This window comes from Candidatus Poriferisocius sp. (assembly GCF_965208475.1).
GTDB lineage: Bacteria > Actinomycetota > Acidimicrobiia > Acidimicrobiales > Bin134 > Poriferisocius.
In genome coordinates this window covers 985,043-996,006 of record NZ_OZ242338.1, presented here as the reverse complement: position 1 = coordinate 996,006, position 10,964 = coordinate 985,043, and the positions used below count along the sequence as shown (strand labels likewise).

Genomic DNA, 10,964 nt, shown 5'->3' with positions numbered 1-10,964 from the left:
CTGTGGCTCAGACCATAGGAGGACGACGCCGCTAGACCGAGTCGAGGGCCGCGACGGTGTTCTGGCGCTCGAGGCCCACCGCGGTGGCAAGTTCGGTGAGCGCCTCTTGCAACTGCCCCAGCGAGGGCGACCATTGCTCATGCCACGTTCCCCTGAACCGCTCGGAGCGGCTACCCGTCCAAGTGGTTCCCTCCAAAGCGGCGGTGAGGCGGGTGCGGAGGTCTTCCACCTGGCCGGCAAAAGCAGTGAGCTGCTGCTGGAGATGGTCCATCTCCTCGGTGTTCATGGTCAAAACAGACATGGCAGGGCCTTTCTCTCGGGTGATCTCTCAGGCAGATCAAGTTATCCTCTTTGATAATCTAACTGCACTGGAATAGCAAGAAGATTATTGAAAATAAGTAGCTTGGAGTGCTAGCTCGCGAGCTTCCTCCCTGCGGGCCGCCTCAGCGGCGTGCTCAACGCGGGCTGCATCGGCATGGAGTTCGTCGGCTCGGGCTTGCAGACGATTGGCCGTGTTCTCAATCTCGTAGCGCAGCCGCGCCAAGTGGGTCCGCCGGTTGTGCAGGCGCAACCGGCTGGCATCGGCGGCCGCAGACTTCCACAGGAGGGGGACATGGCGGGCCACCGGCCCGTCGAGCAAGTTGTCGAGGCCATACCAGATTCGATCTACGTCACCCCGGACCCGCTCGCAGGCCACTGCCTGTTGGCGGAGATCGCTGGCCAATGAAAATAGTTCGTAAGACATCATAGAATGTCTAAACTAGAGCGTATATCACAAAAAGCAATAGTGATTTAGAATCGAGTGAAATCTTGCCCGACCGCCGGACACCAGCCGGTACGGTGGGGATGGTGAGCGACTCCCCTCAAAAGCGAATCGGCGTTGGCGTTCTGGGCTGTGGAAACGTGGGATCGGCGTTGATTGCCCTGCTTCAAGAGCGGCAGACGGCGATCGCCCAGCGCACCGGATTGAAGCTGGACGTGGTTCGGGTGGCGGTGCGCAACGCGGCACGCGACCGCTCCGTGGCTCTGGCCGATGGAGTGCTGACTGCTGATGCCGCCGCGGTGGTGAATGACCCCAGAGTGGACATAGTGGTGGAGTTGATCGGGGGGATCGAGCCGGCCCGCGAACTGGTGTCGAACGCCCTAGAGCTCGGCAAGCCTGTGGTTACCGGGAACAAAGAACTGCTGGCCAACTACGGCGCCGAACTGTTTGCCGCCGCTGACGCCGCCCAGGTGGATCTGCTGTTCGAGGCGGCAGTCGGAGGGGGCATACCCCTAATCCGCCCGCTGAGCGAGTCGCTGGCGGCCGAGCCGGTCCGTCGGGTTATGGGCATTGTCAACGGCACCACCAACTACATCCTCAGCCAGATGACCGAGCACGGAACCAGCTACCAAGACGCTCTGGCCGATGCTCAGTCGCTGGGGTACGCCGAGCAGGATCCGACCGCCGACGTAGAGGGGTTCGACGCCGCCTCCAAGGCCTCCATCATCGCCACTGTGGCCTTCGGGGCTCGGGTGCCGGCGGGCAGCGTCTACCGAGAAGGCATCTCCAGCGTCGGTCCTGCCGACATCGCCTTCGCCCGAAGGCTGGGCTACGCGATAAAGCTCTTGGCCATCGCCGAGCGGGTGGGCCATATCGGCGGCCAGCCCGAACTGGCGGTTCGAGTCCACCCGGCGATGGTGCCTGCCGACCATCCGCTGGCCGCGGTTCGGGACTCCTTCAATGCAGTCTTCATAGAGGGCGACGCGGTGGGAGAGCTCATGCTGTATGGGCGGGGCGCGGGCGGGCGGCCGACAGCCAGCGCCGTGCTGGGGGACCTGATCGACGCGGCCGGCAATTGGGGTCGGGGCACGTGGACGCCCATCGGCGATCGGGGTGAGGCGGTCATCTGCTCCATCGACGATCTGGAGTCGGAGTTCTACATCAACATGGAGGTCTTGGACCGGCCGGGCGTGCTGGCCGCGGTGGCCGGGGTGTTTGGCCGCCATGGGGTGAGCATCCGCTCGATGGAGCAGGAGGGCCTGGGCGATCAGGCCCGTCTGGTGTTCATCACCCATGAGGCGGCCGAGCGGGACGTGCAGGCCACCCTGGGCGATCTCCGAGAGCTGGATTCGGTACGGGGCGTGCCCGCGCTGTTGCGAGTCGTCAGCCGGTGAAGTACATCAGCACCCGGGGCCGGGCCCCGGTTCTGGGTTTCGGCGATGTGCTGTTGGCCGGGATGGCCGCGGACGGCGGGCTCTATGTGCCCGACCACTGGCCGGAGCTGTCGCCCGAGGCGCTGACCGGGAACGTTGGAACAGGGGACTACTCCGATCTGGCCTCGGAGGTGATGTGGCCGTTCGTGGACGGGGCCTACCCCCGGGCCCGCTTCGACAAGTTGGTGCGGGACGCCTACGCGGGGTTCGCCCATCCCGAGGTGGTGCCGATGGTGGAACTGGGCCGCGGGCTGTGGCTCATGGAGCTGTTCCATGGCCCGACGCTGGCTTTCAAGGACATCGCCCTTCAACTGGTGGGGCGCCTGTTCGACGAGGAGCTGGCCCGTAGAGGTGAGAGGGTGACCATCGTGGGCGCCACTTCAGGCGACACCGGGTCGGCGGCCATCGAGGCGGTGCGCGACCGGGAGAACATCCAGGTCGTGATCCTGCACCCCAAGGGGCGGGTCTCGGACGTGCAGCGGCGGCAGATGACCACGGTGGACAGTGCCAACGTCCACAACGTGGCCATCGAGGGGACGTTTGACGACTGCCAAGATCTGGTGAAAGCCATGTTCGCCGATGCCGCCTTTCGGGCCGAGCAGCGGCTGTCGGCGGTCAACTCCATCAACTGGGCCCGAGTTATGGCCCAAACCGTGTACTACGTGGCGGCCGCAACCCGATACGGCCTGGAGCGGGTGTCGTTCTCGGTGCCCACCGGCAACTTCGGCAATGTGCTGGCTGGCCATGTGGCCCGCCAGATGGGCCTGGCAATCGACCGATTCATGGTGGCCAGCAACCGCAACGACATCTTGACCCAGTTCTTCACCACCGGGTCGATGGCCATCTCCCAGGTGCGCCCGACGTTATCGCCGAGCATGGACATACAGGTGTCGTCCAACCTCGAGCGCCTGCTGTTTGAGCTCTTCGACCGGGATGGGATTCGCACCGCCCAAGAACTAGAGGACTTCCGGGCCACCGGAGAGATGCGGATCGACGCCCGCATCGCCGCCGACCTCGAGCGGGGCTGGTCGGGGATCCGGGTAGATGACCGGGAGACCACCGCCACCATCGCCGAGCTCTACCGCGACACCGGCATGATCATCGACCCCCACACCGCGGTCGGCCTGACCGCGGCGCGGCGCTGCCGGACCAGTTCAGAGGGCCCGATCGTGGTGCTGGCCACCGCCCATCCGGCCAAGTTCGGGGATGCGGTGGAAGCGGCCATCGGGGTGAAGCCTCCAATGCCGCAAACCCTGGCCGAACTGGCCGACCGCCCTGAGCGCTGCACCCGCCTGGCCAACGACCTCGCGGCGGTGAAGGCCCATGTTGCCCGATGCTCGGGTCGTGGCGCCGGATAGCGCCAAGCCCAAGGTGATCTGGCAGAATCGGGCGTCGTGAAGAACGTGGTGTGCTTGTCCCGCCTCCGGCGCTGTCGGTTGAAGCGAGAGAGTCGTTTTTCGTGAAGTACGTGGTGTGCATCCCTGATGGGTGTGCTGATTTGCCGGTACCCGAACTAGGCGGGGCCACCCCGTTGGAAGCCGCCCACACCCCGGTTTTGGATGCGCTGGCCAGCCGAGGACAGGTTGGGCTGGCCCAGGTAATTCCTCCGGGGATGCCGGCAGGCAGCGATGTGGGGAACATGTCTATATTCGGCTATGACCCCACCCGCTACCACACGGGGCGCTCACCCATAGAGGCCGCAGCCCTAGGTCTCGACCTCACTCCCGATCAGGTTGCCTACCGATGCAATCTGGTTACCGTGACCGACGACGGGATCATGGCCGACTTCTCCGGCGGACATCCCGACTCGGAGCAGGCTGGCGAGGTGATTGCCGCTTTGGATGCCGAGTTGGGCGGCGAGGTCAGCTTCCACGCTGGCGTTCAGTACCGCCACACCATGATCGCCCCCGCCGATTGGGCCGACGCCGATTGTACGCCGCCCCACGATCTCTCCGATCAGATGGTGGTGGGCCCCCGAGGCCCGGCTGGCCCCAAGCTGGCCGCCCTGGAGGAGGCTTCTCGATCAGTGGTGTCCGAGTTCGGGCTCAAGGCCAACCGGATATGGCTGTGGGGGCAGGGTTTCCAGCCGAAGATGCCCTCATTTCGGGAAATGCACGGCGTGGAGGCCGGACTGGTCAGCGCGGTGGACTTGGTGCGGGGGATCGGGGCGCTCACCGGAATGACGGTGGCCGACGTCCCCGGGGCCACCGCGTGGTACGACACCAACTACGAGGGCAAGCGGGATGCGGCCCTGGCCGGGCTGGCCTCCGGGGCCGACTTGTATGTGATCCATGTGGAGGCCAGCGACGAGGCCGGACACGAGGGCAACGTGGCGGAGAAAGTGAGGTGTCTGGAGAATTGGGATCGGCGCATACTGGCCAGCCTGATAGACGGCCTCGACCAGACTGGTCCGTGGCGGTTGCTGCTGCTGCCCGACCATGCCACGCCACTGACATTGCGGGGCCACACCGGCGATCCAGTTCCCTACTTGCTGGTGGACTCGCGGGTCAACGGCCCCGGCGGCGTCTACACCGAACAGGGAGCAGCCTCGGCTGAGGTAGTGCCTGGCCACCACTTGATGGCAAACCTGCTGGCTGAGACCTGACTGACCAAAATGGCGGGAATGTTGCCAGCGGTCGAGGCTTGGGCTATCATTCCCGGCGTTAGGACTGCGGTATTGCTTGCGGTCCTACGGGAAGCCTTCTGACCGCTCGGTCGATTTCGGCATTTGCTTGTCAGCGTCCCGGTGGTTAACGGCTGCTCGAATCATGCCCTCCGAATTCGCGGTCGGTGTGCCTATCAAAACGAAGTGCCATCACAGGTGTGGCATCTCAAAAGAGAAACGAGTGCCCATGAGTTGCGGCACTTCAAGGGAGCAGTGTGAGCGTAGAGACCACTGAGCTATCTCAGTCCAAACTTCAACGCAAAGATCGGGCGCAGCTTCAGATCATTGCTAGGGCCATGGGCGGGCGGCCAGACGCCAAGGCCCGTAAAGCAGACATCGTGGACTTGATCCTCGAGCTTGCCGGCATCGGTGCCGACGGCGATGGCCAAGCCGCACCCGACCCGAATGGCAACGGGGCCGCCCCCGCCCAGGCGGCTAGCGCCGAAGACGGCGGCGGTGCAGAGCCGAGCGATGAGACCGAGGGCAAGGCTGATCTGGTTGAAGCGCGCCGCGCCGAAGAAGCCGACTCCTCAAGCTCCGATGAAGGACAAGCCCGCCAAGAGGAATCGGCCGAGGACACTGCCCCTGAGAAGAAGGCCGACCGCGGCCACACCGATGAGGACCGCGGAGATCGCCAAGGCCGCGGGGAACGCCAAGACCGAGAGCGCCAGAGCCGAGACGGCCAAGGCCGCGGGGAACGCCAAGACCGAGAGCGCCAGAGCCGAGACGGCCAAGGCCGCGGGGAACGCCAAGACCGAGACGGCCAAGGCCGCGGAGAGCGCCAAGACCGAGAGCGCCAGAGCCGAGACGGCCAAGGCCGCGGAGAGCGCCAAGACCGAGAGCGCCAGAGCCGAGACGGCCAAGGCCGCGGAGAGCGCCAAGACCGGCCCCGGCACCAGGAAGACCAACCCGAGGCCGGCAACCGCCGCCGGCGGCGGCGGGGCCGCAACGAGCGCGAGCGGTCCGATGAGCCTTGGGAGGGCGATCCCATAGCCATCTCGGGCTATCTGGATCTCAGGGATGACGGTTACGGCTTCCTGCGGATCAAGGGCTTCCAGCCCAGCAAGGAAGATGCCTACGTGTCGGTCAAGCAGGTCCGCCAATTCGGATTGCGCAAGGGCGACTACGTCACCGGCGGCTGCCGGCCGGCCACCCGCAACGAGAAGAACCCGGCCATCCTGCACATCGACAGCGTCAACGGACAACCGCCCGAATCGGTCAAGCAGCGCCCTGAATTCGAAGACCTGACCCCGCTGTTCCCCGATGAGAATCTGCGGCTGGAACGCGTCGACGACCCGGCCAACATGACTTGTCGCATCATCGACCTCTTGTCGCCCATCGGCAAGGGCCAGCGCGGCCTGATCGTGTCGCCCCCCAAAGCGGGCAAGACCACCATCTTGAAAGAGATCGTTCGTTCTATCGAGCTCAACAACCCCGAAGTACACCTGCTGGTGCTGTTGGTGGACGAGCGGCCTGAAGAGGTCACCGACATGCGGCGCTGGCTGCTGCGGGGCGAAGTGGCGGCGTCCACTTTCGACCGTCCGGCCGATGAGCACACCCATGTGGCGGAGATGACCATCGAGCGGGCCAAGCGCATGGTGGAGCGAGGCGAGGACGTGGTGATCATGCTTGACGGCATCACCCGGTTGTCGAGGGCCTACAACCTGGCCGCTCCGGCCACCGGGCGCATCATGTCGGGCGGTATCGACACTGGCGCCCTTTACCCGCCCAAGAAGTTCTTCGGCGCGGCCCGCAATGTGGAGGAGGGCGGCTCGCTCACCATTCTGGCCACCGCGCTGGTGGAAACCGGATCCCGTATGGACGAGGTGATCTTCGAGGAGTTCAAGGGAACCGGAAACATGGAGCTGCGCCTCGACCGGCATATCGCCGAGCGACGCATCTATCCGGCCATCAACGTGGACGCCTCATCCACCCGCCACGAGGAGTTGCTGTTCGAGCGCCGCCAGCTTCAGCAGGTGTGGAAGCTGCGCCGGGTGCTCAACGGCCTGTCCAGCGACGGAAACGGGGGTGGGGCAGCGGGCTTGGAGCTGTTGATGGATCGCCTGCGGACCTTCCCGAACAATGCCGCATTCCTCGAGGAAGTAGCGAAGGGCCCCGCCGGGGTGTGAGGCTAGGAGACCCATGAAGCCCGATATCCATCCCGAGTACCGCTTGGTGGTGTTCCAGGACACCTCCGCGGGCACGTCCTTTCTGACCCGCTCCACCATCGATACCTCCGAGACTGTGGTATGGGAGGACGGCAACGAGTACCCATTGGCCAAAGTGGGGATCTCCAGCGCCAGCCACCCGTTTTTCACCGGCCAGATGACCATCGTGGACACCGCTGGACGGGTGGAGCGCTTCGAGCGCCGCTACGGCCACCGCAAGCGCTCGTCCAAATAGGGCCGAGTCCGCGCGCTGCCCTCCCTTTTCTGTACCCTCCCCAAGCCTGCCTGAGGGTAGCTTGAAGGCATGGACCGAAACTCTGCCTACGAGGAGATTGAGGCGGAGTTCAACGCGCTCGAGAAGCAGCTAGCCGACCCGGAGCTGCTGGCCGATCGAGACGGCTATGCCGCCGTGGCTCGGCGCTACAAGGAACTGGAGGCCAAGGCTGCCCGCATTCGAGAGCTGCGGGGTCATCGGGAAGACATAGAGGCGGCTAACGAGATGCTGGCCGAGGCCGATGCCGACGAGCGGGAACTCCTGGAAGCCGAGATCGAAGAGGCGGCCGCCGCCTCTGACGGGCTAACGGCCGAGCTAGCTGAACTGATGGCCCCGAAAGATCCCAACGACGGCAAGAACGTGATAGTGGAGATCAAGGGGGCCGAGGGGGGTGAGGAGGCCAACCTATTCGCCCGCGACCTGTTCGACATGTACCAGGCCTTCGCCGGGCAGAACCGCTGGGAAGTGGAGATGATGAGCGCCCAGAACTCCGACATGGGGGGATACACCGATGTGGTGTTCATGCTTCGGGGCGAGGAGGTGTGGCGCAAGATGAAGTTCGAAGGCGGCCCCCACCGGGTGCAGCGGGTGCCGGTCACCGAATCGCAGGGCCGGGTACACACATCATCGGCCACCGTGGCGGTGCTGCCCGAAGCCGAGGAAGTGGAGGTCCAAATCGATGAGAAAGACCTCCAGGTCGACGTCTACCGATCATCGGGGCCGGGGGGGCAGTCGGTGAACACCACCGACTCCGCAGTACGCATCACCCACAAGCCCACCGGGATGGTGGTGTCCATGCAGGATGAGAAGAGCCAGCTCCAGAACCGCAACAAGGCCATGGCCGTGCTGCGGGCCCGGCTGCTCCAAGCTGAGCAGCAGCGCCGCCAAGACGAGTTGTCGGAGCGGCGCCGGGGCCAAGTGGGAGGCGGGGGCCGGTCAGAGAAGATTCGCACCTACAACTTCAAGGAGAACCGGGTCTCCGACCATCGCATCGGCCTCACCCTGTACAAGCTGGATCGCATCCTGGCTGGTGACATGGACCAGGTGGTGGCCGCCCTAGCCGAGGCCGAACGCCAGGAAAACCTGGCCGGGTCGTGAGCTTGGCGGCCCAGCATGTTGTCTGGGGCGATGTGGTGGCCGACGCCACCCGGCGCCTGGGCCAGGCTGGTGTGGCCGATGCCGAGGCGCAGGCCCGCCGAATGACAGAGCAGGCCTCGGGGTACGAGGGTGGCGAGTACTACGCAGGGCTGACCAAGGCGCCAACCCAACCGCAGATGGCCTATCTCGACTCGATGCTGGCCCGCCGAATGGCGGGGGAGCCGTTGCAGTATGTGCTTGGCCGCTGGGGGTTTCGAGGCTTGGATCTAATGGTCAGCCCCGCGGTGCTCATTCCCCGTCCCGAGACGGAGACGTTAGCCGGATTGGCCATCGCCGACCTCGCCCGCCGCGACCCGCCCGGCGGCGTGGTGGTGGACCTCGGCACGGGCAGCGGGGCTGTGGGCCTGGCGGTGGCTGTGGAGTGCGACACTGCACAAGTGGTGCTGACCGACGCATCGCCCGACGCGCTGGCCGTGGCCCGCGCCAACCTGGCCGGACTGGGACGGGCCGCGGTACGGGTGTCGGCTTTCCAAGGATCATGGTACGAGGCTTTGCCCGAGTCTTTGGTTGGGTCGGTAGATGTGGTGGTGAGCAACCCGCCATACATTCGAGACGATGAGGCGCTTCCTGCCGACGTGGCCGATTGGGAGCCCGCACTGGCACTGCGGGGCGGACCCGACGGTCTCGACGGCGCCCGCCACATTCTGGCCGACGCCGGCAGATGGCTGAGTCCCGGGGGAGCAGTGCTGTTGGAATTGTCGCCCGATCAGATGGACGGGGCCGCGGCCATCGCGGGCGCCGGCGGGCTGGCCGTAGAGGCAGTCCACGCTGATTTGGCCGGCAGAAACCGGGTGCTGCAATGCCGGAACCGATGAGCGCGGGCGGAACCCGATGAGCGCGGGCGGAACCCGATGAGCGCGGGCAGCCCGGCCGAGTTGGTGGAGATGGCCACAGCCGAGTTGAGGGCGGGCCGGGCCGTGATAATCCCCACCGACACGGTGTACGGGCTGGCTGCCCTGCCGGAGAATGTCGACCTGCTGTTCGAGCTCAAACAGCGCCCTTCCCACAAAGCCGTGGCCATCCTTGTGGCCCGCCCGGCCGACGCCGAGAGCCTTTTCGATCCGCTTCCCGCCACCAGTCGGCTCATGGATGAGTGCTGGCCGGGAGCGCTCACCATCGTCCAAGACGGCTGGGGGGTGCGCTGCCCCGACCACCCGCTGGTACAGGCTTTGGCCTCCGCGGTCGGCCCGATCGCCACCACCAGCGCCAACCTGAGCGGCCACCCCACCCCCCATACCGCAACCGAGGCCGCCGCCGCATTTCCTACCGTGCAACTGGTGATCGACGGCGGCAGGCTCCAATCCCCGCCCTCTACCGTCGTAGAGGTCACCGAAACTGGGCTCTCCATCCTTCGCCAGGGGGCCGTTGACGTGAATGGGATCGTCTAATGAACCGGCCCGGAAGCCCCGCTTCCCGAGGTCGCAAGACCAATCCGCGAGACCGCAGGTCCAATGCATCAGGTCGCAAAACCAACTTGGCACTGCTGATAACGCTGACATTGATCTTGGTAACCGGTGGGGCCTCATTCTTGCTCGGGAGCTCCGCCTCCGCGTGGCTCGTGACCCTCCATGGCGTGCTTGGATTCGTCGTTCTGGTTTTGGCCCGTCCCAAGTCGCCGGTTGTGCAACGCGGCCTCAGTCGCCGCCGTCCCAACCGCTTGGCCTCCGTTGCGCTGGCCGCGATGGTCACCGGCGCGCTGATCACCGGGTTGATCCACACGCTGAATGTTTGGGCCCCGTTCGGCTTGTGGTCGCCTATCGGCCTGCACGTCGTGTTCGCCATCGGCGCCGCGCCCCTGGCGATGCTGCACGTCGTGACCCGTCCTCAACGGGTCCGCCCGGTGGACCTCTCCCGGCGCACATGGCTGCAAGCGCTGGGAGTGGCCGGGATCGCCTTCGGGCTTCACTCGGTCTTCGACCGATGGGCCGCAGCCGACCGGCGCTTCACCGGCTCGCATGAAGTGGGCTCGGGCCAGCCTGGGGAGATGCCGGTGGTGCAATGGTTCAACGACTCGCCCCCTCGCATCGACCCGGCCGACTGGGTGCTCCGCCTGCGGGGATCGGTTGAGCGAGATGTGGACTATGAGGAGCTTGCTGCCCACACCACTACCAGGGAGGCAACGCTGGACTGCACCAACGGGTGGTACAGCACGCAGGACTGGACCGGCGTCATGCTGTCCGACCTTCTCGGTCCGGGGGCCGCTGGCCGCAGCCTGGAGGTGCGCTCGGCTACCGGGTACACCCGCCGCTTCCCCCTCGGCGACGCCGACAAGATGATGTTGGCCCACAAGCTGGGCGGAAAACCCCTGTCGCGGGGCCACGGCGCCCCGGTCCGGCTGGTGGCCCCCGGTCGGAGGGGGCTCTGGTGGGTGAAGTGGGTGACCGAGGTAAGGACCAGCGACTGGCCTTGGTGGTTGCAATCGCCGATCTCATTCACCTGAGCGGCATCAGGCAAGAACAAGGGCAGAACGATGGGGCAGGAAGATCGCGGCAAAGAGTCATCA

Annotated in this window: 11 protein-coding genes; 9 read left to right on the top strand and 2 right to left on the bottom strand. The window is 65.7% G+C overall.

Features of this window, described 5'->3' with window-relative positions; genetic code table 11:
• Positions 1–31: 31 nt before the first annotated feature.
• Positions 32–301, bottom strand: a complete 270-nt coding sequence (locus ACOGXA_RS04610; protein WP_419926107.1) for a WXG100 family type VII secretion target — start codon at positions 299–301, stop codon at positions 32–34.
• Positions 302–385: 84 nt separating this feature from the next.
• Entirely contained in the window at positions 386–745 is a 360-nt protein-coding gene (locus ACOGXA_RS04605; protein WP_419926106.1) for a hypothetical protein, read from the bottom strand.
• A gap of 101 nt (positions 746–846) precedes the next feature.
• On the opposite strand from ACOGXA_RS04605, the gene ACOGXA_RS04600 reads away from it, so the two are divergent.
• The 9 genes from ACOGXA_RS04600 (at position 847) to ACOGXA_RS04560 (ending at position 10,901) form a co-directional block, all read left to right on the top strand.
• On the top strand, positions 847–2,157 hold the full coding sequence (locus ACOGXA_RS04600) for a homoserine dehydrogenase (protein ID WP_419927042.1): 1,311 nt from the start codon (positions 847–849) through the stop codon (positions 2,155–2,157).
• Positions 2,154–3,554: a threonine synthase gene (gene thrC / locus ACOGXA_RS04595; RefSeq protein WP_419926105.1), complete on the top strand. Its 1,401-nt coding sequence runs from the start codon at positions 2,154–2,156 to the stop codon at positions 3,552–3,554. The genes ACOGXA_RS04600 and thrC overlap by 4 nt, the downstream gene beginning before the upstream one ends.
• A gap of 50 nt (positions 3,555–3,604) precedes the next feature.
• A complete protein-coding gene (apgM, locus tag ACOGXA_RS04590) occupies positions 3,605–4,801 on the top strand; it encodes a 2,3-bisphosphoglycerate-independent phosphoglycerate mutase (protein ID WP_419926104.1) in 1,197 nt (398 codons plus the stop codon).
• 275 nt (positions 4,802–5,076) lie between these two features.
• Positions 5,077–6,990, top strand: a complete 1,914-nt coding sequence (rho, locus tag ACOGXA_RS04585; RefSeq protein WP_419926103.1) for a transcription termination factor Rho — start codon at positions 5,077–5,079, stop codon at positions 6,988–6,990.
• Positions 6,991–7,003: 13 nt separating this feature from the next.
• Positions 7,004–7,264 (top strand): type B 50S ribosomal protein L31, encoded by a 261-nt coding sequence (locus ACOGXA_RS04580; protein WP_419926102.1) that lies wholly within the window; start codon positions 7,004–7,006, stop codon positions 7,262–7,264.
• 69 nt (positions 7,265–7,333) lie between these two features.
• A complete protein-coding gene (gene prfA, locus ACOGXA_RS04575; protein ID WP_419926101.1) occupies positions 7,334–8,401 on the top strand; it encodes a peptide chain release factor 1 in 1,068 nt (355 codons plus the stop codon).
• The gene (gene prmC, locus ACOGXA_RS04570) at positions 8,398–9,276 is read left to right on the top strand and encodes a peptide chain release factor N(5)-glutamine methyltransferase (RefSeq protein WP_419926100.1); all 879 of its coding nucleotides are present in this window, start codon (positions 8,398–8,400) and stop codon (positions 9,274–9,276) included. Before prfA ends, prmC begins: the two co-directional genes overlap by 4 nt.
• A gap of 36 nt (positions 9,277–9,312) precedes the next feature.
• Positions 9,313–9,849, top strand: a complete 537-nt coding sequence (locus tag ACOGXA_RS04565; protein WP_419926099.1) for an L-threonylcarbamoyladenylate synthase — start codon at positions 9,313–9,315, stop codon at positions 9,847–9,849.
• 185 nt (positions 9,850–10,034) lie between these two features.
• A complete protein-coding gene (locus ACOGXA_RS04560; RefSeq protein ID WP_419926098.1) occupies positions 10,035–10,901 on the top strand; it encodes a molybdopterin-dependent oxidoreductase in 867 nt (288 codons plus the stop codon).
• Positions 10,902–10,964: the final 63 nt, after the last annotated feature.

Bases quoted from the DNA above. Each gene is read 5' to 3' on its own strand.
- ACOGXA_RS04580 (WP_419926102.1), top strand. From the start codon at position 7,004: ATGAAGCCCGATATCCATCCCGAGTACCGCTTGGTGGTGTTCCAGGAC.
- prfA (WP_419926101.1), top strand. From the start codon at position 7,334: ATGGACCGAAACTCTGCCTACGAGGAGATTGAGGCGGAGTTCAACGCG.
- ACOGXA_RS04565 (WP_419926099.1), top strand. From the start codon at position 9,313: ATGAGCGCGGGCAGCCCGGCCGAGTTGGTGGAGATGGCCACAGCCGAG.
- ACOGXA_RS04605 (WP_419926106.1), bottom strand. From the start codon at position 745: ATGTCTTACGAACTATTTTCATTGGCCAGCGATCTCCGCCAACAGGCA.
- ACOGXA_RS04610 (WP_419926107.1), bottom strand. From the start codon at position 301: ATGTCTGTTTTGACCATGAACACCGAGGAGATGGACCATCTCCAGCAG.
- ACOGXA_RS04600 (WP_419927042.1), top strand. From the start codon at position 847: ATGGTGAGCGACTCCCCTCAAAAGCGAATCGGCGTTGGCGTTCTGGGC.